Source organism: Pseudomonas sp. 13B_3.2_Bac1, from assembly GCF_025466205.1.
GTDB classification, from domain to species: Bacteria; Pseudomonadota; Gammaproteobacteria; order Pseudomonadales; family Pseudomonadaceae; genus Aquipseudomonas; species Aquipseudomonas fluorescens_H.
In genome coordinates this window covers 39,342-62,162 of sequence record NZ_JANLOG010000142.1, presented here as the reverse complement: position 1 = coordinate 62,162, position 22,821 = coordinate 39,342, and the positions used below count along the sequence as shown (strand labels likewise).

19 protein-coding genes are annotated in these 22,821 nt (G+C 59.6%); 16 read left to right on the top strand and 3 right to left on the bottom strand.

Going from position 1 to position 22,821, the window contains the following annotated elements; all coding sequences use genetic code 11:
* Positions 1 to 42 precede the first annotated feature (42 nt).
* The 7 genes from NTD85_RS22820 (at position 43) to NTD85_RS22790 (ending at position 11,152) form a co-directional block, all read left to right on the top strand.
* Complete coding sequence (locus NTD85_RS22820; protein ID WP_262143285.1) at positions 43 to 1,227, top strand: MFS transporter; 1,185 nt, start codon at positions 43 to 45, stop codon at positions 1,225 to 1,227.
* A gap of 146 nt (positions 1,228 to 1,373) precedes the next feature.
* A complete protein-coding gene (locus NTD85_RS22815; protein ID WP_262143284.1) occupies positions 1,374 to 3,056 on the top strand; it encodes a fatty acid--CoA ligase in 1,683 nt (560 codons plus the stop codon).
* A 336-nt stretch (positions 3,057 to 3,392) separates the two neighbouring features.
* Complete coding sequence (locus NTD85_RS22810) at positions 3,393 to 5,282, top strand: DUF1302 domain-containing protein (RefSeq protein WP_262143283.1); 1,890 nt, start codon at positions 3,393 to 3,395, stop codon at positions 5,280 to 5,282.
* 28 nt (positions 5,283 to 5,310) lie between these two features.
* Positions 5,311 to 6,675, top strand: a complete 1,365-nt coding sequence (locus NTD85_RS22805; RefSeq protein ID WP_262143282.1) for a DUF1329 domain-containing protein — start codon at positions 5,311 to 5,313, stop codon at positions 6,673 to 6,675.
* 184 nt (positions 6,676 to 6,859) lie between these two features.
* The gene (locus tag NTD85_RS22800; protein ID WP_262143281.1) at positions 6,860 to 9,592 is read left to right on the top strand and encodes a LuxR C-terminal-related transcriptional regulator; all 2,733 of its coding nucleotides are present in this window, start codon (positions 6,860 to 6,862) and stop codon (positions 9,590 to 9,592) included.
* A 63-nt stretch (positions 9,593 to 9,655) separates the two neighbouring features.
* Positions 9,656 to 10,300, top strand: coding sequence for an MBL fold metallo-hydrolase (locus NTD85_RS22795; RefSeq protein ID WP_262143280.1), 645 nt, complete (start codon positions 9,656 to 9,658; stop codon positions 10,298 to 10,300).
* 114 nt (positions 10,301 to 10,414) lie between these two features.
* Complete coding sequence (locus NTD85_RS22790) at positions 10,415 to 11,152, top strand: OmpA family protein (RefSeq protein ID WP_262143279.1); 738 nt, start codon at positions 10,415 to 10,417, stop codon at positions 11,150 to 11,152.
* Between the two features lie 253 nt (positions 11,153 to 11,405).
* Here NTD85_RS22790 and NTD85_RS22785 read toward each other — a convergent pair whose 3' ends face one another.
* Entirely contained in the window at positions 11,406 to 11,840 is a 435-nt protein-coding gene (locus tag NTD85_RS22785; protein WP_262143278.1) for a YhcB family protein, read from the bottom strand.
* A 144-nt stretch (positions 11,841 to 11,984) separates the two neighbouring features.
* Between NTD85_RS22785 and NTD85_RS22780 the strand changes: the two genes are divergently transcribed.
* From NTD85_RS22780 to zapE, 3 genes are all read left to right on the top strand, one after another.
* Positions 11,985 to 12,614, top strand: coding sequence for an alpha/beta hydrolase (locus tag NTD85_RS22780; protein ID WP_262143289.1), 630 nt, complete (start codon positions 11,985 to 11,987; stop codon positions 12,612 to 12,614).
* A gap of 24 nt (positions 12,615 to 12,638) precedes the next feature.
* On the top strand, positions 12,639 to 13,994 hold the full coding sequence (locus NTD85_RS22775; RefSeq protein WP_262143277.1) for a tryptophan--tRNA ligase: 1,356 nt from the start codon (positions 12,639 to 12,641) through the stop codon (positions 13,992 to 13,994).
* Positions 13,995 to 14,084: 90 nt separating this feature from the next.
* Positions 14,085 to 15,179, top strand: coding sequence for a cell division protein ZapE (gene zapE, locus NTD85_RS22770; RefSeq protein WP_262143276.1), 1,095 nt, complete (start codon positions 14,085 to 14,087; stop codon positions 15,177 to 15,179).
* Between the two features lie 176 nt (positions 15,180 to 15,355).
* On the opposite strand, the gene NTD85_RS22765 is transcribed toward zapE, so the two are convergent.
* Positions 15,356 to 16,252 carry a GlxA family transcriptional regulator gene (locus NTD85_RS22765; RefSeq protein WP_177434775.1) on the bottom strand — a complete coding sequence of 299 codons (897 nt, stop codon included), beginning with the start codon at positions 16,250 to 16,252 and terminating at the stop codon, positions 15,356 to 15,358.
* 250 nt (positions 16,253 to 16,502) lie between these two features.
* Between NTD85_RS22765 and NTD85_RS22760 the strand changes: the two genes are divergently transcribed.
* Positions 16,503 to 17,639 (top strand): acyl-CoA dehydrogenase family protein, encoded by a 1,137-nt coding sequence (locus tag NTD85_RS22760; RefSeq protein WP_262143275.1) that lies wholly within the window; start codon positions 16,503 to 16,505, stop codon positions 17,637 to 17,639.
* A gap of 104 nt (positions 17,640 to 17,743) precedes the next feature.
* On the opposite strand, the gene NTD85_RS22755 is transcribed toward NTD85_RS22760, so the two are convergent.
* On the bottom strand, positions 17,744 to 18,784 hold the full coding sequence (locus tag NTD85_RS22755) for an NADP(H)-dependent aldo-keto reductase (RefSeq protein WP_262143274.1): 1,041 nt from the start codon (positions 18,782 to 18,784) through the stop codon (positions 17,744 to 17,746).
* Between the two features lie 244 nt (positions 18,785 to 19,028).
* Between NTD85_RS22755 and rplM the strand changes: the two genes are divergently transcribed.
* The 5 genes from rplM (at position 19,029) to NTD85_RS22730 (ending at position 22,718) form a co-directional block, all read left to right on the top strand.
* Positions 19,029 to 19,457: a 50S ribosomal protein L13 gene (rplM, locus tag NTD85_RS22750; RefSeq protein ID WP_003228062.1), complete on the top strand. Its 429-nt coding sequence runs from the start codon at positions 19,029 to 19,031 to the stop codon at positions 19,455 to 19,457.
* A 14-nt stretch (positions 19,458 to 19,471) separates the two neighbouring features.
* On the top strand, positions 19,472 to 19,864 hold the full coding sequence (gene rpsI / locus NTD85_RS22745) for a 30S ribosomal protein S9 (RefSeq protein ID WP_003228056.1): 393 nt from the start codon (positions 19,472 to 19,474) through the stop codon (positions 19,862 to 19,864).
* A 270-nt stretch (positions 19,865 to 20,134) separates the two neighbouring features.
* The gene (gene petA, locus NTD85_RS22740; RefSeq protein WP_003228055.1) at positions 20,135 to 20,728 is read left to right on the top strand and encodes a ubiquinol-cytochrome c reductase iron-sulfur subunit; all 594 of its coding nucleotides are present in this window, start codon (positions 20,135 to 20,137) and stop codon (positions 20,726 to 20,728) included.
* Positions 20,728 to 21,939, top strand: coding sequence for a cytochrome b (locus NTD85_RS22735; RefSeq protein WP_003228050.1), 1,212 nt, complete (start codon positions 20,728 to 20,730; stop codon positions 21,937 to 21,939). The genes petA and NTD85_RS22735 overlap by 1 nt, the downstream gene beginning before the upstream one ends.
* Entirely contained in the window at positions 21,939 to 22,718 is a 780-nt protein-coding gene (locus NTD85_RS22730) for a cytochrome c1 (RefSeq protein WP_003228049.1), read from the top strand. The genes NTD85_RS22735 and NTD85_RS22730 overlap by 1 nt, the downstream gene beginning before the upstream one ends.
* Positions 22,719 to 22,821 lie beyond the last annotated feature (103 nt).

Genomic DNA, 22,821 nt, shown 5'->3' with positions numbered 1-22,821 from the left:
CGCTCATAACAATCCGCCCACAACACACACAAGCGTGCTGCCATGAATCAATCCCGAAACGTCATACGCTACGTCAACGCTGCCCATGTGATCGATCACATGTTCATGCTGATTTTTCCCGCCGCCGTGCTCGGCATGACCCAGGCCTTCGGCCTCGACTACGCCGCGCTGATCGGTCTGTCACTGGGTGGCTTCATTGCCTTCGGTGCCTGTTCGCTGCCGGCCGGCTGGCTGGGTGATCACTGGAGTCGGCGGCAGATGATGCTGGTGTTTTTCTTCGGCATCGGCGCCTCGGCGATCTTCACCGGGTTGAGCAGCAGCCCGACGATGCTGGTGATCGGGCTGACCCTGATCGGCATTTTCGCGGCGATCTACCACCCGGTGGGTACCGCGATGCTGGTGGCCTACGCGCAGAACCGTGGCCGGGAAATCGGCATCAACGGCATGTGGGGCAACCTCGGCGTGGCGTTTTCAGCGCTGATCACCGGGTTGCTGGTGGCGCAATTCGGCTGGCGCTCGGCCTTTGTGTTACCGGGCGTGGTGGCGATCGTGCTGGGTATCGGTTTTGCCCTGCAGGTGCGTGAAGAGCCGATCCCGCAGCGTCCGCACACCGTGCTGAAAGGCGCTGCCGGTCAGAAGATTTCGATGCTCATGGTGTTCGGTGTGCTGGCGCTGGCGACGGCCACCGGCGGTGTGGTGTTCAACGCCACCACCATGACCTATCCGAAGCTGTTTCAGGAGCGCTTGCATGACCTGTTCGCCTCGCCGCAAACCCTTGGCGTGGTGGTCAGCCTGGCGTATGCCTTCGGCGCGGTGGCGCAGTTGAGCATCGGGCAGGTGCTGCATCGGGTCAGTCTGAAATGGCCGTTTCTGGTGCTCACGCTGTTTCAGGCGCCGCTGTTATACGGCATGGCCCATGTCGATGGCTGGGCGGTGATCGTGCTTGGAGCGGCGTTCATGTTCGTGGTGTTCGGCCAAGTCACGGTGAACGACTCGATGGTCGCCAATTTCGTTGCACCGCAGTGGCAATCCCGGGTGTTCGCCCTGCGTTACTGCCTGTCGTTCGGCGCCAGTGCAACGGCGATTCCGCTGATTTCCTACCTCGAGCCGCGCCATGGTTTCGTCGGGCTTTACCTGATTCTGGCGGGTTTTGGCGCGTTGACCTTCCTCGCTGCCGTAGCTTTCCCACGCACACCTTCCGAAGCGGCTGTAGGACAAGCCGCCTGAGTGGGGCTGAATACCGGCAAATGCTGGCTCAAAGCTAGCATTTGTACGGCTGTGCAAATCATTCCTTCGGCTGATTTGACTGGGGTATAACGGCTCTAGAGTAACGCTCTCTACGCCAACACCGTGCAGCCAGAAAAGGGATTCATATGTTGCAGACTCGCGTCATTCCCCCGGCCGATGGGGCCTACCAGTATCCATTGCTGATCAAACGGCTGCTGATGTCCGGCGCCCGTTACGAGAAAACCCGCGAGATCATTTACCGAGACCAGTTGCGTTACAGCTATCCGACCCTGATCGAGCGGGTTGCGCAGCTGGCCAATGTGTTGACGGCGGCGGGGGTGAAGGCGGGTGACACCGTGGCGGTGATGGACTGGGACAGCCATCGCTACCTCGAATGCATGTTTGCCATCCCGATGATCGGCGCGGTGATCCACACGATCAACGTGCGCCTGTCGCCGGAACAGATCCTCTACACCATGAACCACGCCGAGGATCGCTTCGTGCTGGTCAACAGCGAGTTCGTCGGTCTGTATCAGACCATCGCGCCGCACCTGACCACGGTGCAGAAAACCCTGCTGCTGACCGATCTGCCGGAAAAGACCGCCGAGCTGCCGAATCTGGTCGGCGAGTACGAGCAACTGCTGGCCGCTGCGAGCCCGCAGTACGATTTCCAGGACTTCGACGAGAACTCGGTCGCCACCACCTTCTACACCACTGGCACCACCGGTAACCCGAAAGGTGTGTACTTCACCCATCGGCAACTGGTGCTGCACACCATGGGCGTGTCGACGATCATGGGCGCGATCGACAGCGTGCGCCTGCTCGGCACCAACGATGTGTACATGCCGATCACTCCGATGTTCCATGTGCATGCCTGGGGCCTGCCGTACGTGGCGACCATGCTCGGGCTCAAACAGGTTTACCCGGGGCGTTACGATCCGGAGTTTCTGGTCGAGCTGTGGCGCAAGGAGAAGGTCACGTTCTCCCACTGCGTGCCGACCATCCTGCAAATGCTGCTCAACGCCAAAGGCGCGCAAGGCACCGATTTCGGTGGCTGGAAGATTGTCATCGGTGGCAGTGCGCTCAATCGCACGCTGTATGAGACCGCCAAGGCCCGAGGCATTCAGCTCACGGCGGCGTACGGCATGTCCGAGACCGGGCCATTGGTCTCGTGTGCGCATCTGAACGACGAACTCATGGCCGGCACCGAAGATGAGCGCACCACTTACCGGATCAAGGCCGGTGTGCCGGGGCCGCTGGTGGAAGCGGCGATCGTCGATGGTGACGGCAACTTCCTCCCCGCCGACGGCGAGACTCAGGGCGAACTGGTGCTGCGCGCGCCGTGGCTGACCGAAGGCTATTTCAACGAACCACAGAAGGGCGCCGAACTCTGGGCCGGTGGCTGGCTGCACACCGGGGACGTGGCAACGCTCGACAGCATGGGCGTGATCGACATCCGCGATCGGATCAAGGACGTGATCAAGACCGGTGGCGAGTGGATCTCTTCGCTGGACCTCGAAGACCTGATCAGCCGTCATGTGGCGGTGCGTGAAGTAGCCGTGGTGGGGATTGCTGATCCGCAGTGGGGCGAGCGGCCGTTTGCCTTGCTGGTGATCCGCGAAGGGCACGAGATCGGTGCGCGCGAGCTCAAGGAACACCTCAAGCCGTTCGTGGAATTGGGGCACCTGAGCAAGTGGGCGATTCCAAGCCAGATCGCCCTTGTTACGGAAATTCCCAAGACCAGTGTCGGCAAGCTCGACAAGAAGCGCATCCGCCTCGACATCACCGAATGGCAGGCCAACAACAGCACCTTCCTCTCGACGCTCTGAGCGTCTGCTGGCGCGCCGAAAACGGCGCGCCAGACCCACCAAGCAAGCGCTTGGCTTGTGAAATCGAAAAAATCAGCCATCCTTGCCGGGCCGACATCTGTCGGACTGGCGAAAGGACTGTTCCAGAGTGGCCGGCAGCTGCAAATCACACTTTAGAGGGATCAAGCAGTAGCACCTGCTGGCTATAGTCCGCTCAAGGATTTTTAAGAACGGGGCACACGCACAAACGGGGCGATGCAATTTTGGAGTGACGTCGGATGGCTACTGGCTCCCGGTCTTCCAGGCGTTTTTAAAAGTACTCACTGCCATAACAATAATGCACATGGAGTAGCGTCGATGACATCAGTAAACCAGTTCTGGCGCCGGGCTAAACTGCCTCTGGCCGTCAGTCTTGCCTCTACGCTCGCCGGGCCCGCATTCGGCGTCAGTTTCAACGTCGGTGAAATCGAAGGTCAGTTCGACTCCTCGCTCTCCCTGGGCATGAGTGTTTCGACCCAGCAGCCGAACAAGGATCTTATTGGTGTCAACAACGGCGGCAAGGGCTTGTCCCAGACCTCCGACGACGGTCACTTGAACTTCAAGAGCGGGCAAGCCTTCTCGAAGATCTTCAAGGGCATCCATGACCTCGAACTGAAATACGGCGATACCGGGGTCTTCGTCCGGGGCAAATACTGGTACGACTTCGCGCTGCAGAATCAGGACCTGGAATACAAGGACGTCAGCAACCACAACCGCGACGTCGCAGCGCGTTCTTCCGGCGGGCAGATCCTCGACGCCTTCGTCTACCACAACTACTCGATTGCCGATGAGCCGGGTTCGGTGCGTCTGGGCAAGCAGGTGGTGAACTGGGGTGAAAGTACCTTCATCGGCGGCGGCATCAACTCGATCAACCCGATCGACGTGTCCGCGTTCCGCCGTCCGGGCGCCGAAATCAAGGAAGGCCTGATTCCGGTCAACATGTTCTACGTGTCCCAGAGTCTCACCGAGAACCTGTCGGCCGAAGGTTTCTACCAGATCGACTGGCAGAAGACCGTCACCGACAACTGCGGCACGTTCTTCTCGCAGCCGGACATCGTTACCACTGGTTGCGACGACAACCTGAGGGTGCTGAACAAGCGTTCGACCATTCCGGGTATTGCGCTCGGGCCGTTGGCCAACGCTGGCGTCGACGTCAACGAAGAAGGTGTGCTGGTGCGCCGTTCGCCTAACCGCAACGCGCGTGACAGCGGGCAATGGGGTGTGTCCGCCAAGTACATGTTCGACCCGCTGGCCACCGAGTTCGGCGCCTACTTCATGAACTACCACAGCCGTGCGCCGATCTTCAGCGCCACCGGTGCGCCACAGTCGATCTATAACGGCGTGGCGGCATTGCCGGGGCCGTTCCAGGCGCTGGGGCCACTGGTAGTCGCAGGCAACTCGAACTACTTCATCGAATACCCTGAAGACATCCGCCTCTACGGTCTGAGCTTCTCCACCACCCTGCCCACCGGTACGGCGTGGAGCGGTGAGGTCAGCTACCGGCCGAATGCGCCGGTGCAACTGAACTCCACCGACATTCTGTTCGCCGGCGTACGTCCGCTGGGTGGCGCGTTGACCAATGCGTCGATCCTCAACGGCGTGCCGGGCCAGGATCTGCACGGTTACAACCGCAAGGAAATCACCCAACTGCAAACCACCCTGACGCACTTCTTCGATCAGGTGATGGGCGCCAACCGTCTGACCCTGGTAGGTGAAGTCGGCGTGACCCACGTTGGTGGTCTGGAAAGCAAATCCGAAGCCCGTTACGGCCGTGATCCGGTGTTCGGTCCGGGTGAACTGCCGTCGACTGGCGGCCTCAACACCTGCTCGCAAATCCTCAACACCTCGACCATCAATGGCGCGGGGGCCGGGGCTTCGAACAGCAACGTGGCCAGCAACTGCAACAACGACGGTTTCACCACCGCGACCTCGTGGGGCTATCGCGGTCGGGCAATCTGGGATTACAGCGACGTGTTCGCCGGCGTGAACCTCAAGCCGAACGTGGCCTGGTCCCATGACGTCAAAGGTTACTCGCCTGGCCCTGGCGGCAACTTCGAGGAAGGTCGCAAGGCCGTCAGCCTCGGGCTGGATGCCGAATATCAGAACACCTACACCGCGAGTCTGAACTACACCAACTTCTTTGGTGGTCGCTACAGCACGGTGGATGATCGCGACTTCGTTGCACTCAGCGTTGGCGTGAACTTCTAAGCACAGTTTTTTCAGGACGAACACACATATGAAAATAACAAAGAGTCTGTTCCACGCGGGTGTTCTGGGGCTTTCGCTGCTGGCGACCGGCGTCATGGCGGCAGTGCCTGCTGCCGAAGCCGACAAGCTCGGCAAAAGCCTGACGCCGATGGGCGCCGAAATGGCCGGCAACGCCGACGGTTCGATCCCGGCCTGGAAACCGCTGCCGAAGAATGCCGGCACGGTCGACAGCAAGGGCTTCCTGTCAGACCCGTACGCCGGTGAAAAACCACTGTTTACCATCACCGCGCAGAACGTCGAGCAGTACAAGGCCAAGCTTGCTCCGGGCCAGTACGCGATGTTCAAACGTTACCCGGACACCTTCAAGATGCCGGTGTATCCGTCCCATCGCGGTTCGACCGTGCCGGATGATGTATTCGCCGCGATCAAGAAGAACGCCACGACCACCAATCTGGTCGCCGGCGGCAACGGTCTGGAAAACTTCGACACCGCCGTGCCGTTCCCGATTCCTAAAAGCGGTCTGGAGGTGATCTGGAATCACATCACTCGCTATCGCGGTGGCAGCGTGACCCGTCTGGTGACCCAGGCAACTCCGCAAACCAACGGCTCGTTCAGCCTGGTGTACTTCCAGGACCAGTTCGTGTTCCGCGACAAGATGAAGGACTACGATCCGGCCAACCCTGGCAACATCCTGTTCTACTTCAAGCAGAAAGTGACTGCGCCGGCACGTCTGGCCGGTACCGTGCTGCTGGTGCACGAAACCCTCGATCAGGTGAAAGAACCGCGCAAGGCCTGGGTCTATGCCACTGGCCAGCGCCGTGTCCGTCAGGCACCGCAAGTGTCCTATGACGGCCCGGGTACTGCGGCGGACGGTCTGCGTACTTCCGACAACCTCGACATGTACAACGGTGCACCGGATCGCTACGACTGGGCGCTGGATGGCAAGAAAGAGATCTATATTGCCTCCAACAGCTACAAGATCGATTCGCCAAACCTGAAGTACACCGACATCATCAAGGCCGGTCACATCAACCAGGACCTGACCCGTTACGAGTTGCGTCGTGTCTGGCACGTGGTCGCCACCCTGAAACCGGGTCAGCGCCATATCTATGCCAAACGTGACTTCTACATCGACGAAGACACCTGGCAGGCAGCGGTCATCGACCACTACGACGGTCGCGGTCAGCTGTGGCGTGTGGCCGAGGCGCATGCCGAGGACTACTACGACAAGCAAGTGCCGTGGTACGCGCTGGAAGCCCTGTACGACCTGCAATCGGGCCGCTACCTGGCGCTGGGCATGAAGAACGAAGAGAAGCAGGCGTATGACTTCGGGTTCTCTGCCACCAAGAGCGAATTCCAGCCAGGCAACCTGGGCCAGGACGGTATCCGCTAAGCTTTGACCCGAGGCCGCATCCTCGAAAAAACGCCCCGACTGGTTCGGGGCGTTTTTTTGCCCGGCGTAATTGGCTGAACCTTTTTGTAGCCATTTGTAGCAGCAACCTTCATAACCGCTACGTTTAAGGCTAGGCTGCGGACATCTGCTACGCCGCCAACAGCCATTCAAACAAGAGCCGGCCATGACTGATCTGTCCCCGCTTCCGGGTCCTGCAAGCGTTGCCGTCGCGACACTGGACGGACGTTTTTTTCGTCCGCCACTGCCCGACGGCTATGTGTTGCGACCGCGTCTGTGTGAACGCCTGAGCGCCGGGCTCGGTGGACGTCTGTTGCTGGTTTGCGCCCCCGCCGGCTTCGGCAAGAGCTCGCTGGCGGTGGAGTTCTGTCAAAGCCTGCCAGCGCACTGGCAAAGCCTGTGGCTGGGATTGAGCCCGCGGGATAACGATCCGGGGCGCTTTCTCGAGCGCTTGCTGGAAGGGCTGCAGGACTACTTTCCGGATCTGGGCAGTCGCGCGCTCGGCCTGTTGAAGATGCGTCAGCGCCATCAGCCGTTTGCGTTCGAAGAATGGCTCGACGGCTTGCTCGACGAGTTGGCGCTGCAACTGCAACCCACCGCGCCGTTGCTGCTGGTGCTCGATGATTACCATCTCGCCCAAGGGCCGGTGCTCGATCGTTGCCTGCAGTTTTTCCTCAATCATTTGCCTGACGGCTTGCTGGTCATGGTCACCAGTCGCCAGCGCCCTGACTGGCATCTGGCGCGCCTGCGCCTGTCGCGGCAACTGCTGGAACTGCATGAACAGGATCTGCGCCTGACCCACGATGAGGCGCTGACACTGCTCGACCGACACAGCAGTTCATTGCGTGGCGAGGCGCTGGAAAACCTGATCCAGCGCAGCGAGGGGTGGGTGGCCGGGCTGCGTTTCTGGTTGCTGGCGGCATCCGAAGCCGGTAGCGAGGCCGCGTTGCCGCAAGCGCTGAACGGCGGGGAAGGGCTGATCCGCGACTACCTGCTGGAAGAAGTCATCGACTGCCTGCCCGCCGAGGTGCAGGCGTTTCTCTACGACACCGCTCCTCAGGAGCGCTTTTGCAGCGAGCTATGCGACGCGGTGCGCGAAGCCCACGACAGCGCCGAAATTCTGCGGTTTCTGTTGGCTCATCAAGTGTTTCTGGTGCCGTTGGACGAACACGGTCACTGGTATCGCTATCACCATTTGTTTTCCGATCTGCTGCGCAGCCGGCCCGTTGCTCGACCGTTGGTGCCCGCCGCGACGTTACACCTGCGCGCCTGTCGCTGGTTCAATGCGCAAGGCCTGCTCGACGAAGCGGTCGAACAGGCCTTGCGCGCCGGGCATCTGGATGTGGCGGCCAATCTGGTGCAGAACCTGTCCGAGGAACAACTGCTCGCCGAGCAGAACGTCGGCATGCTGCTGCGCTGGAAAATGGACTTGCCCGACAGCCTGCTGATCAGCACGCCACGCTTGATCGTGCTGTACAGCTGGGCGCTGGGGCTGGCCTGTCAGCTTGATGCGGCCGAAGAACTCGCCAGTCATCTCAGCCGTTTTCTGCCGGCACCTTCGGCCACCGCACAGAAATCGATGTTGGCCCAATGGCTGGCGCTCAAGGGCATCATCGCCCGCGGGCGAGGCCATCGCGAGCAGACCATCGAGTATTGCAGCGAAGCGCTGGAAAGCCTGCCGGCCAAGCGCTACGGGCAGCGCCTGATGTGCCTGTCGACCCTGTCCAACCTGGCGATTGCCGACGGTGACCTGTGGCGTGCGCGGGGCCTGAATCGCGAGTCGCTTGAGCTGGCGCAGCGGGTCGGCAACCCGTTGTTTGAAGCGCTGGCGCATTACGATCGTGCGCGGGTGTTGCAGTCGCGCGGAGAAATCCTGCGTGCGCTCGATGAAGTGCACCAGGGGCTTGATCGTCTGCGCGGGCTGTCGGCGCAACGTCTGTACGCGGTGCGTGCGCGGCTGACGCTGTATGAAGGTTTTCTGCTGTCGATGCGCCTGCAACCGCAGCAGGCCCGGGCCCGATTGCTGAGCGGTCTGGCCGAAGCGCGGGCCTGCCGCGATATCAGCGTATTGATCGGTCACTGCGTGATCGCCCGTCTGGACGGCAGCGCCGGCGAGTTTGCCAAGGCCTTCGCCGAACTCGCTGAAGCCGAGCGCCTGATGCACATCTGGGACGTGCCGCCGATCTACTATCTGGCGATGATCACCCTGGTCAAATGCGAACTGTGGCTGGCGCAGGGCCGTACCGATCTGGCCGAGGCATGGCTGGCGCGTCTTGGTCAGACCTATACCGGCGAGCGTGCAGCGGCGCCACCGGAATTTCATCCTCAGTTGCCGCTGCACGTCGAACTGCAGCAGGCGTTGCTTGATGTGATCAAAGGCCAGCCGATGCTCGCCGAAGGGCGACTGAACGTGCTGCTGGAAAACGGTCAGCAAACCGGACGCCAGTTGCTATGTGTCATGGCGCTGGCGCAGAAGGTCGCCTTGTTGCTGGGCACCGGCCGCGAACCGGAGGCGCGCAAGGCATTGAGTCAGGCGCTGGAAGCAGCGGCGGGCGGCGTGATACAGCCGTTTGACGCGCTGATCAGAGAATATCCGGACTGGTTACGCAGCCAATTGCACAACTCACCAGCGCTGGCAGGACAGCCGTTACTGGCGCATTTTCCGCTGGTGGCGACTCGGCCAGTGGTTGAGTCCGCCGCTGCTGAACAACTCAGCAGCCGGGAGCTGGCGGTGCTGCGCTTGATTGCTCAAGGCTGTTCCAATCAGGAAATCAGCGAACAGCTGTTCATTTCGCTGCATACCGTGAAAACCCATGCCAGCCATATCAACAGCAAGTTGGGGGTTGAGCGGCGTACGCAGGCGGTGGCGCGGGCCAAGGCGCTGGGGTTAATGATCTAGTGCCGGTAAAATCTTCGGCATCAGCGGTTTCCACCGCCGTCGAATATTGAACAGGATTGCCTCATGACTGTTACAGCACCTGCGCTCATCCGCGAAACCTTCCCCGTCGGCCCGCTCCAGTGCAACTGCACGATCATCGGCGATCCGCTGACGAAAAAAGCCATCGTCGTCGACCCGGGCGGCAATCCCGATCTGATCATGGCGCGCCTCGATGCACTGGGTCTGAAAGTGGTCAGCATTATCCACACTCATGCGCATCTTGATCATTTTCTCGCCTCCGGACAGATGAAAGAGAGAACCGGCGCAACGCTGCATCTGCACAAAGAGGATCAGTTCCTGTGGGACAACCTCGAGATGCAATGCCAGATGTTCGGCGTGCCGTACACCCCGGTGCCATCGCCGGATCGCTGGTTGAGCGACGATGAAGAACTGGCTTGCGGCTGCGGTGTGGCGCTGCATACGCCGGGACATACACCCGGTTCCATGAGCTTTTGGTTTTCCGAGGCTAAGCTGTTGATTGCCGGCGACACGTTGTTTCGTCGTGGCGTAGGACGCACGGATTTGTGGGGCGGCGATCAGGCGACCATCGTGCGATCAATCAAGCAGCGGCTGTACACGCTCGACGAAGACGCAATCGTGGTTGCCGGGCATGGCCCGGATACGCGTCTTGGGGATGAAATGCGGGAAAACCCGTTCGTGCGCGCCTAAACATTTTGTCACGAGTGTGCAGCGGAATTTTTGTGCATTGTCATGATCCAACGCCCGCACAGGTCTATTGCCTAGGGCCGCTGCCACACAGAATGCGAAAACCAGGAGCTCTTCATGTTCACCACGCCTCGTTTGATTATTGTTGCTACCGCTGTGGCCATGTTGGCCGGCTGCGCCTCGCCCAACCCGTATGACAATCAGGGCCAGGCCGATGGCGGCGGTGTGAGCAAGACCGCCAAATACGGCGGCCTCGGCGCTTTGGCCGGTGCCTTGGCCGGTGCTGCCATCGACCACAACAACCGTGGCAAGGGCGCGTTGATCGGCGCAGCTGTCGTCGGTGCTTCGGCCGCCGGCTACGGCTATTACGCCGATCAGCAAGAGAAAAAATTGCGCGCCAGCATGGCCAACACCGGGGTTGAAGTGCAGCGTCAGGGCGATCAGATCAAGCTGATCATGCCGGGCAACATCACCTTCGCCACCGATTCGGCGAACATCGCCCCAAGCTTCTACCAGCCGCTGAACAACCTGGCGAACTCGCTGAAAGAGTTCAACCAGAACCAGATCGAAATCGTCGGCTACACCGACAGTACCGGCAGCCGCCAGCACAACATGGACCTGTCCCAGCGTCGTGCGCAGAGCGTGGCGACCTACCTGACGTCGCAAGGTGTCAGCGGTGCCAACCTGAGCGCCCGTGGTGCCGGCCCGGATAACCCGATTGCCAGCAACGGCGACGTCAATGGCCGTGCGCAGAACCGCCGCGTCGAGGTCAATCTGAAAGCGATTCCGGGTCAGCAGTATGGTGGTCAGCAGCAGCCGCAGCCGCAGCCGGGCACAGTGCAGCAGTATCCGTAAGTGAATGCTTGAGTGAAGAAATGCCCAGTCCTGTGACCGGGCATTTTTTTGGGTCGCCCGTGCTGGCCTTTTCGCGAGCAAGCCCGCTCCCACAGGGATGGGTGTTGTTCACAGAATTTGTGTTCAACACATAACCCTGTGGGAGCGGGCTTGCTCGCGAAGGGGCCGGGCCAATCACCATCAAATCATCAGATACAAAAAAGCCCCTGGACAACCGAATGTCCGGGGGCTTTTTGTTGGGCGCGAAACCCGATTATTTCTTCAAACCATAGTGCTCATCGAGCATGCCCGGCGAGTTCGGGTTTTTCGGCGCGTAGTCGCGTGGCGGCTCCTGATCGCGCGGCGGCGTCAGGCGTTCGCGCGGTGCCTGGGCGGCATCGGCGTGCAAAGCGGCGATCAGGCGTTGACGGGTCTGCTCGTCCAGGGCCAGGCGGTTGGCGCCCTCGGCGAGATGATCCTGCACTTCCTGATAGCTCTGGGTCAGCTTCTTGACCAGCGTCGCGGTGCTGTTGAAGTGGGTGACCACCTCGTTTTGATAGCTGTCGAAACGCTCCTGGATATCATCCAGTTGACGCTGCGTGCGGCTCGGCGCGGCATTCGGTGCGACGCGAGCGATCAGGAATCCAATGGCGACACCCACAACCAGGGCAAGAGTCGGTAACAACCAAACTAAGAGCGAGTGTTCCACGAGTCCTTCCTCTATAAACGGCTTTGCTTTACGTTAACGGCTCGAACCTGCGCTGTATACCGCGATTCACTCGCAATAGATTGGCACAGACAATTTGCTAGACGAGTCGACCCGATTCGAGGTCACGGAGTTCCTTCCTTGCTGATGCGTGAAACCCCTGTAGTGATTGCTGGCCCAGTCGGCCAGATTGAAGCGCTGTACCTGGATAACGAGCAGCCAATCGGCATCGCGCTGATCTGCCATCCCAACCCGGTGCAGGGCGGCACCATGCTCAACAAGGTCGTCTCGACCCTGCAGCGCACCGCGCGCGACGCCGGTCTGATTACCTTGCGCTTCAACTATCGCGGCGTTGGCGCCAGCGAAGGTACGCACGACATGGGCAGCGGTGAAGTCGACGATGCTCAGGCCGCCGCCGCCTGGCTGCGGGAAAAACACCCGGATCTGCCGCTGACCCTGTTCGGTTTTTCCTTCGGCGGATTTGTTGCAGCAAGTCTCGGCGGTCGTCTCGAAGCCGAAGGCGTGCAGCTCAAGCAGCTGTTCATGGTCGCGCCAGCAGTGATGCGTCTGGGCGATCAGGATCAACTGCCACAGCACGGCGAGCTGACCGTGATCCAGCCGGAAACCGACGAAGTGATCGACCCGCAACTGGTCTACGACTGGTCGGCAAAACTCCAGCGCCCCCATGAGCTGCTGAAAGTGGCAGAATGCGGACACTTTTTTCATGGCAAGCTGACCGATCTCAAGGATCTGATCCTGCCGCGTCTCTCGAATTGATTGCAGTCTGACAAGCGATTACCCATGACGAACCGTACCCGTATCCTCACCGGCATCACCACCACCGGCACGCCGCACCTGGGCAACTACGCCGGCGCCATTCGCCCGGCGATCCTCGCCAGCCGCGACAGCAATGCCGATTCGTTCTACTTCCTGGCCGACTACCACGCCCTGATCAAATGCGATGACCCGCTGCGCATCCAGCGCTCGCGTCTGGAAATCGCCGCGACCTGGCTGGCCGGTGGCCTGGATGTGGATCGTGTGACCTTCTATCGCCAGTCCGACATCCCGGAAATCCCTGAGCTGACCTGGCTGCTGACCTGCGTCGCGGCCAAGGGCCTGCTCAACCGTGCGCACGCCTACAAGGCCTCGGTGGACAAGAACGTCGAGACCGGTGAAGACCCGGATGCCGGGATCACCATGGGCCTCTACAGCTATCCGGTGCTGATGGCGGCGGACATCCTGATGTTCAACGCGCACAAGGTGCCGGTCGGTCGTGATCAGATTCAGCACGTGGAAATGGCCCGCGACATCGGTCAGCGCTTCAACCATCTTTTCGGCCAGGGCAAGGAGTTCTTCACCATGCCCGAAGCGCTGATCGAGGAAAGCGTGGCTACGTTGCCAGGCCTCGATGGGCGCAAGATGTCGAAGAGCTACGACAACACCATCCCGCTGTTCTCCAGCGCCAAAGAGATGAAGGACGCGATCTCGCGGATCGTCACCGACTCCAAGGCGCCGGGCGAGGCGAAAGATCCGGACAACTCGCACCTGTTCACTCTGTTTCAGGCGTTCGCCACACCGGCGCAGGCTGACGAGTTCCGTAGCGAACTGCTCGGTGGTCTGGGCTGGGGCGAGGCGAAGAACCGTCTGTTCCAGTTGCTGGATAACGAGCTGGGCGAGTCCCGCGAGCGTTACCACCAGTTGATCGAGCGCCCGGCGGATCTGGAAGACATCCTGCAACACGGCGCGAAAAAGGCCCGTGCGGTGGCGACGCCGTTCCTCAACGAGCTGCGCGAAGCGGTCGGTCTGCGTTCTTTCGTCAATCAGGTACAAGTTGCTGCGACCACCAAGAAGAAGGCCGCGAAAGCCGCACGTTTCGTCAGCTTCCGTGAAGACGACGGCAGCTTCCGTTTCCGTCTGCTGGCGGCTGATGGCGAGCAACTGCTGCTGTCGCGCAACTTCGCCGACGGCAAAACCGCCGGCCAAGTGACCAAGCAACTGCAGGCCGGTCAGGCGCTGGACATTCGCAATCAAGACCTGAGCTTCAGCGTGTGGCTGGAAGGCGAGTGCGTTGGCGACAGCCCGACGTTCGCCGATGCTGCTGCGCGGGACGCGGCCATCGAGGCTCTGCGCGTTGCGCTGACCCCGGTTCAGGACTAATCCGCGGCGCGGCCCGACCAAGGGCTGATTGCCATTCCTACGGGCCGTCGCTACAGTGACGGCCCGTTTTTGTTGCCTTGCTAACGAATTATGACGCCCCTAGAACGATACCAAGCTGATCTGAAACGCCCGGACTTCTTCCATGACGCCGCGCAGGAAACTGCTGTGCGTCATCTGCAGCGCCTGTACGCCGATCTGATCGCGGCCGAGCAGAACAAGCCGGGTTTGCTGGGCAAGCTGTTTGGCAAAAAGGATCAGACGCCGGTCAAGGGTCTGTACTTCTGGGGCGGCGTGGGCCGCGGCAAGACTTACCTGGTCGACACCTTCTTTGAAGCGCTGCCGTTCAAGGAAAAGACCCGCACTCACTTCCACCGCTTCATGAAGCGTGTGCACGAAGAGATGAAAACCCTCGGCGGCGAGAAAAACCCGCTGACCATCATCGCCAAGCGCTTCGCCACCGAGTCGCGAGTGATCTGCTTCGATGAATTCTTCGTCTCGGACATCACCGATGCGATGATCCTCGGCACGCTGATGGAAGAGCTGTTCAAGAACGGCGTGACCCTGGTCGCGACCTCGAACATCGTTCCAGACGGTCTGTACAAGGATGGCCTGCAACGTGCGCGCTTCCTGCCGGCGATCGCGCTGATCAAGCAGAACACCGAAATCGTCAACGTCGACAGCGGCGTCGACTACCGTTTGCGTCACCTCGAACAAGCGGAGCTGTTCCACTATCCGCTTGACGAAGCGGCGCACGAAAGCCTGCGCAAGAGCTTCAAGGCCCTCACGCCGGAATGCACCGCCGCGGTGGAAAACGATGTGCTGATCATCGAGAACCGCGAAATCCGTGCCCTGCGCACTTGCGACGACGTGGCCTGGTTCGACTTCCGCGAACTGTGCGACGGCCCGCGCAGCCAGAACGATTACATTGAGCTGGGCAAGATCTTCCACGCCGTGCTGCTCAGTGGCGTCGAGCAGATGAGCGTCACCACCGACGACATCGCCCGTCGCTTTATCAACATGGTCGACGAGTTCTACGACCGTAACGTCAAGCTGATCATTTCTGCCGAAGTCGAGTTGAAAGACTTGTACACCGGCGGGCGCCTGACGTTCGAGTTCCAGCGTACGCTCAGCCGTCTGCTGGAGATGCAATCGCACGAATTCCTGTCGCGGGCGCACAAGCCTTAAACAGCTTCGGCAAAGAAAAAGGGCCTGCAATTGCAGGCCTTTTTTTATGCGACGCAGTACCCCTGTGGGAGCGGGCTTGCTCGCGAATGCGGTGTGTCAGCTAAATAGATGCCAACTGAAAGTACGCTTTCGCGAGCAAGCCCGCTCCCACAGTGGTTTTGTGCGTGGGCAGGGAGTTATGCAGCCTGCTGAAACTGCTGCCGATACTGGTTTGGCGACAGCTCCGTATGCTGGCGGAACAGCCGCGCAAAGAAGCTCGCATCGTCGTAGCCGACCTCATAACTGATGGTCTTGATGCTCTTGCGGCTGCCGGACAGCAAGCCCTTGGCGGTCTCGATGCGCAGGCGTTGCAGGTAGTGCAGCGGTTTGTCGCCGGTGGCGGTCTGGAAGCGGCGCATGAAGTTGCGGATGCTCATGCCGTGCTCGCGGGCCACGTCTTCGAAGCGAAACTTGTCGGCGAAGTGCTCTTCGAGCCAGTGCTGGATCTGCAGGATGATCACGTCCTGGTGCAGCTTCTGGCCGCCGAAACCGATACGTCCCGGCGAGTAACTGCGCTGCACTTCATACAGAATGTCGCGGGCCACGGCTTGGGCGACGTTGGCGCCACAGAAGCGTTCGATCAGGTAAATATAGAGGTCGCAGGCCGAGGTGGTGCCGCCGGCGCAATACAGGTTGTCGGCGTCGGTCAGGTGCTTGTCCTGATTGAGGTACACCTTGGGGAAGCGCTCGGCAAAGGCATTGAAGAAGCGCCAGTAAGTGGTCGCTTCCTTGCCATTGAGCAGACCGGCCTCGGCCAGCCAGAACACCCCGGTGGCTTCGCCGCACAATACGGCGCCGCGGGCGTGCTGCTCGCGCAGCCATGGCAGGATCTGCGGATAACGGCCGCAAAGCGTATCGAAATCGTCCCAGAACGCCGGGAGGATAATCACGTCGGCGTTTTCCAGGGCGCCGTCCACCGGCATCATCACGTCACTGAAACTGTTCACCGGTTTACCGTCGGGGCTGACCAGGCGGGTTTCGAACGCCGGAGTCAGGCCGTGGCCCAGTTGTTTGCCGTAACGCAGGCTGGCCAGATGGAAAAAATCCTTGGCCTGCATGAGGGTGGAGGCGAAAACCCGGTCGATTGCCAGGATGCTGACGCGCCGCAAGGGCGTGGAGACTTGCTTGGACATAATTCAACTTTTGTTTTGTTTTTATAAGGGAAAGTGGTCACCAGACGGCTGGATCGTCTTATTTTTTGTCGGATGTGTCCAGTGTCCTGTATCGGAGGTGAGGCTTAGTCTCTGAAGGTCATATCCCTCCAACAAGAATGAAAGGTGCCGCATGATCCCCAGAACCTTGTTCAGCTCCGAGCACGAATTGTTCCGCGACAGCGTACGAACCTTCCTCGAAAAAGAGGCCGTGCCGTTCCATGCGCAATGGGAGAAACAAGGCCACATCGACCGCAATTTGTGGAACAAGGCAGGAGAGGCGGGGATGCTTTGCTCGCACCTGCCGGAGGAGTATGGCGGCCTGGGCGCGGACTTTTTGTATAGCGCGGTGGTGATCGAAGAGGTCGGTCGTCTCGGCCTGACCGGTATCGGTTTCTCGCTGCATTCGGACATCGTTGCGCCGTACATCCTGCATTACGGCAGTGAAGCGCTGAAGCACAAGTACCTGCCGAAACTGGTCTCGGGCGAGATGGTCAGCGCGATTGCGATGACTGAGCCGGGCGCCGGTTCCGATCTGCAGGGAGTCAAGACCACCGCAGTGCTGGATGGCGACGAGTATGTGATCAACGGTTCCAAGACCTTCATCACCAACGGCTTCCTCGCTGACTTGGTGATCGTGGTCGCCAAGACCGATCCAAAGGCCGGCGCCAAGGGCACCAGCCTGTTTGTGGTGGAAGCGAATACGCCGGGCTTCGAGAAGGGCAAACGCCTGGAGAAGGTCGGAATGAAGGCTCAGGACACGTCGGAATTGTTCTTCCAGGACGTGCGCGTACCGAAAGAAAACCTGCTGGGTCAGGCCGGCGCAGGGTTTGCCTACCTGATGCAGGAATTGCCGCAGGAACGTCTTACGGTGGCGATTGGTGGCCTGGCCTCAGCCGAAGCCGCGCTGAAATGGACGCTCGATTACACCCGTGATCGCAAGGCGTTCGGCAAGGCGATTGCCGACTTCCAGAACACCCGCTTCAAACTGGCGGAAATGGCCACGGAAATTCAGATCGGTCGAGTATTTGTCGACAAGTGCCTGGAATTGCATCTGCAGGGCAAGCTCGACGTGCCGACAGCAGCGATGGCCAAATACTGGGGCACCGACCTGCAATGCAAGGTGCTCGACGAGTGCGTGCAGTTGCATGGCGGCTACGGCTTCATGTGGGAATACCCGGTGGCCCGGGCGTGGGCGGATGCGCGCGTGCAGCGGATCTATGCCGGCACCAATGAAATCATGAAGGAGATCATTGCGCGCTCGCTGTGAGTTTTGCAGTGAATTGACAGGCCCTTTCGCGAGCAAGCCCGCTCCCACAGGTACGGAGTGATCTTTGTGGGTGCGGGCTTGCTCGCGAAGCTTTTAGCGGTCGATCAAGGCGCCGGATTCGGATGATCCTTGTGAATCGCCTCAATCCCGGCCAGCACTTCATCGGAAAGTTTCAGATCAAAACTGGCAATGTTGCTGTCCAGTTGCTCCAGCGTGGTCGCACCAATGATGTTGCTGGTGACGAACGGTTGCTGGGTGACGAATGCCAGCGCCATCTGCGCCGGATCCAGACCGTGTTCCCGGGCCAGTGCCACGTAACGGCTGCAAGCAGCTTCCGACTGCGGGTTGAAGTAGCGGCTGAAGCGGCTGTAGAGGCTCAGGCGGCCTTTCGGCGGGCGAGCGCCACCTTCGTACTTGCCGGACAGGAAGCCGAACGCCAGCGGCGAGTACGCGAGCAGGCCGCACTGTTCGCGAATGGCGATTTCCGCCAGGCCGATTTCGAAGCTGCGGTTGAGCAGGTTGTACGGGTTCTGGATCGACACCGCGCGCGGCCAGCCACGGGCTTCGGCCAGGGCGAGAAAACGCATGGTGCCCCACGGCGTCTCGTTGGACAGGCCGATGTGACGGATCTTGCCGGCCTTCACTTGTTCGTCGAGGGCTTCGAGGGTGTCTTCGAGCGGCGTCAGGTTGGCTTCGATCTTGTGCTTGTAACCCAACTGGCCGAAGAAATTGGTGCTGCGCTCCGGCCAGTGCAGTTGGTAGAGGTCGATGTAATCGGTCTGCAGGCGCTCAAGGCTGGCATCCACCGCAGCGGTAATGTGCTGGCGATTGTGGCGCAGGTTCTTGTCGCGGATGTAGTCGATGGTGTTGCCGGGGCCGGCGATCTTGCTGGCGAGGATCCAGTCGGCGCGGTCGCCGCGAGTTTTGAAGTAATTGCCGATGTAGCGTTCGGTGGTGGCGTAGGTATCGGCTTTCGGCGGCACCGGGTACATCTCGGCGGTGTCGATGAAATTGATCCCGGCTCCCTTGGCCCGTTCGATCTGGGCGAAGGCTTCAGCTTCAGTGTTTTGCTCGCCCCAGGTCATGGTGCCGAGGCAGATTGCACTCACGTTCAGGTCGGTCCGGCCTAGCTGGCGATAGTCCATCGGGTGCTCCTTGGGCAAAACAATCATAAAAGCAGGTTGAAAAATTTTTCGCAATCTGCATAATTGCCGACCTCTTTCTGCAGTGGAAGTGATGCGCCGCCGCCGAAGAATCTTGCCGTTGAACGGACGCGCCGACCCGAGCCCCCGAAAGCGTCTGTATCCGGCTGCCTTTGACTTGTCAAAGTACGCACTATTCAGTAAGATCCGCCGTCTTATTTACAGGCGGCCCCTGAGGCTATAAAGAATGAAAACTTTTACTGCTAAACCGGAAACAGTAAAGCGCGACTGGTTTGTCGTCGACGCTGCTGGTCAGACCCTGGGTCGTCTGGCCACCGAAATCGCGAGCCGTCTGCGTGGCAAGCACAAGCCTGAATACACTCCTCACGTTGACACTGGCGACTACATCGTCGTAATCAACGCCGAGCAGATCCGTGTTACCGGCGCTAAAACCACTGACAAAATGTACTACTCCCACTCCGGTTTCCCGGGCGGCATCAAGTCGATCAACTTTGAAAAGCTGATCGCCAAAGCCCCTGAGCGCGTGATCGAGACCGCGGTTAAAGGCATGCTGCCTAAAAACCCACTGGGTCGCGACATGTACCGTAAGCTGAAAGTCTATGCGGGCGCTGCACACCCTCATACTGCTCAGCAGCCCCAAGAACTGAAGATTTAACGGAATAGTTCATTATGTCGGCGACTCAAAATTACGGCACTGGCCGTCGCAAGACCGCAACCGCACGCGTTTTCCTGCGTCCGGGTACTGGTAACATCTCCATCAACAACCGTTCGCTGGATAACTTCTTCGGCCGCGAAACTGCCCGCATGGTAGTTCGTCAGCCGCTGGAGCTGACCGAGACTGTCGAGAAATTCGACATCTACGTCACCGTGATCGGCGGTGGTGTAAGTGGTCAGGCTGGCGCAATCCGCCACGGCATCACTCGCGCTCTGATGGACTACGACGAAACCCTGCGTAGCGCTCTGCGCAAAGCTGGCTTCGTTACTCGCGACGCCCGTGAAGTTGAACGTAAGAAAGTTGGTCTGCGTAAAGCGCGTAAGCGTCCGCAGTACTCGAAGCGTTAATTCGTTTCCACGTTCAAAAAAGAACGCCCGATTCCTCACGGAACCGGGCGTTTTTTTATGCCTGCGATTTATTAAAGAATTGCGCTGTGACAACTTGCCACATTCGTAGACCCCCTATACTACAAGGCTTGAGGGTGGGAGCTCCGGGTAATTCCCTTGTCAGAATTGGGGCTTTTCATTACCATCTCGGCAAAATTTTTATAAGTAACATTGATTTATTTAGTAGATGCCTGATTTAACAGGCCACAAAAGCTGATGGGAGAGGACTGAATGAGCAATGACGGCGTGAATGCAGGCCGGCGTCGCTTCTTGGTAGCAGCCACATCCGTGGTGGGTGCTGCAGGAGCGGTGGGGGCTGCGGTCCCGTTCGTGGGGTCATGGTTTCCCAGTGCCAAGGCGAAAGCCGCCGGTGCACCGGTGAAAGTGAATGTCAGCAAGATCGAGCCAGGACAGCAGATGATTGCCGAGTGGCGCGGCCAGCCGGTGTTCATTGTCCGCCGTACTGCGGAAATCCTGGGGAATCTCAAGAAGATCGAGGGCCAGCTCTCCGATCCGACTTCCAAAAACTCCACGCAACCTACCTATGTCGACCCTGAAGTGCGTTCGATCAAGCCGGAAATTCTGCTGCTGATCGGTATCTGCACTCACCTGGGTTGCTCACCAACCTTCCGTCCCGAAGTGGCACCTGCGGATCTGGGTAAAGACTGGGTCGGTGGCTATTTCTGCCCTTGCCACGGTTCCCACTACGATCTGGCTGGCCGCGTCTACAAGTCGCAACCTGCGCCTTTGAACCTGCCAGTTCCCCCGCATTCCTATGAGACCGATGACCTGATTGTCATTGGCGTCGATACGGAGAAAGCGTGATGAGCAAGTTCATGGATTGGGTTGATGCGCGCTTCCCCGCGACCAAAATGTGGGAAGACCATCTCAGCAAGTATTACGCGCCAAAAAACTTCAACTTCTTCTATTTCTTCGGCTCGCTGGCGCTGCTGGTGCTGGTCAACCAGATCGTCACCGGTGTCTGGCTGACGATGAGCTATACGCCGTCGGCAGAAGAGGCGTTCGCTTCCGTCGAATACATCATGCGCGACGTCGAGTACGGCTCGATCCTGCGCCTGCTGCACTCCACCGGCGCTTCGGCGTTTTTCATCGTGGTCTATCTGCACATGTTCCGTGGCCTGCTCTACGGTTCGTATCAGAAACCCCGTGAACTGGTGTGGGTGTTCGGCATGCTGATCTACCTGGCGCTGATGGCTGAAGCCTTCATGGGTTATCTGCTGCCGTGGGGTCAGATGTCCTACTGGGGTGCTCAGGTGATCATCTCGCTGTTCGGTGCGATTCCGGTCATCGGCAACGACCTGACCCAGTGGATTCGTGGTGACTACCTGATTTCCGGGATCACCCTGAACCGCTTCTTCGCCCTGCACGTCGTGGCCCTGCCGATCGTGATTCTCGGTCTGGTGGTGTTGCACATTCTGGCGCTGCACGAAGTTGGCTCGAACAACCCTGATGGCGTCGACATCAAGAAGCACAAAGACGAAAACGGCATCCCGCTGGACGGCATCGCCTTCCACCCTTACTACACCGTGAAAGACATCGTCGGCGTAGTGGTGTTCCTGTTCATCTTCTGCTTCATTGTGTTCTTCTTCCCGGAAATGGGCGGCTACTTCCTCGAAAAGCCAAACTTCGAGCAAGCCAACCCGTTCAAGACTCCAGAGCACATTGCACCGGTCTGGTACTTCACACCGTTCTACGCAATCTTGCGGGCAATCCCGGACAAGCTCATGGGCGTTATCGCCATGGGGGCGTCGATTGCCTTGCTGTTCGTGCTGCCGTGGCTTGATCGCAGTCCGGTGAAATCGATGCGCTACAAGGGCTGGATGAGCAAAGTCTGGCTGTTGGTGTTCTGCGTCGCGTTCGTGATCCTCGGCATTCTCGGTGTTCTGGCTCCGACGCCTGAGCGCACGCTGATCTCGCAGGTCTGCACCTTTCTGTACTTCGCTTACTTCATTCTGATGCCTTTCTACACCAGGCTCGAGAAGACCAAACCGGTTCCGGAAAGGGTGACTGGCTGATGAAAAAGTTATTTTTTGCTCTGATTTTTGCTGCTCTGCCTGTGCTGTCTTTTGCTGCCGAACATGGTCCGGATCTGGAAAAAGTCGACATCGACGTTTCCGACAAGGCTGCCCTGCAGGATGGTGCGCGTACCTTTGCCAACTACTGCATGGGTTGCCACAGTGCCAAGTTCCAGCGTTACGAGCGCGTTGCCGATGACCTGGGGATCCCGCATGACATGATGCTGGAAAAACTCGTCTTCACCGGTGCCAAGATCGGTGACCACATGAACATCGGTATGCAACCGGCTGACGCCAAGACCTGGTTCGGTGCAGCACCGCCGGACCTGACCCTGGTGGCGCGCGTGCGTGGCACCGACTGGCTCTACGGTTATCTGCGCTCGTTCTACGAAGATCCTGCGCGCCCATGGGGCGTGAACAACAAGGTCTTCCCGAACGTCGGCATGCCTAACGTGCTGGTCGGCCTGCAAGGTCGCCAGGTCGTGGGCTGCAAGCAAGTGCAGATCGTCGAGGATGGCAAGAAGCAATACGATCCGCTGACCGGTACGCCGCTGACGCATGAAGCGTGCGATCAGTTGACCATCGTGCCGAAAACCGGTGCTCTGAACGAAGAGCAGTTCGATGAGAAGGTCAAGAATCTGGTAACCTTCCTGGCTTACTCGGCTAACCCGGTTAAGCTGCAACATCAGCGCATCGGTACTTACGTCTTGCTGTACCTGGCGTTCTTCTTTGTGTTCGCCTATCTGCTCAAGCGTGAATACTGGAAAGACGTGCACTGATACGCTTCAAGCATTGCTGTTAATCGCGCGCGCCCAAGGGTGCCTCTGAAAACGCAACGCCTGGTTCGCCAGGCAGTGCGTGAGGCGCCCTCTGGGCGCGCGC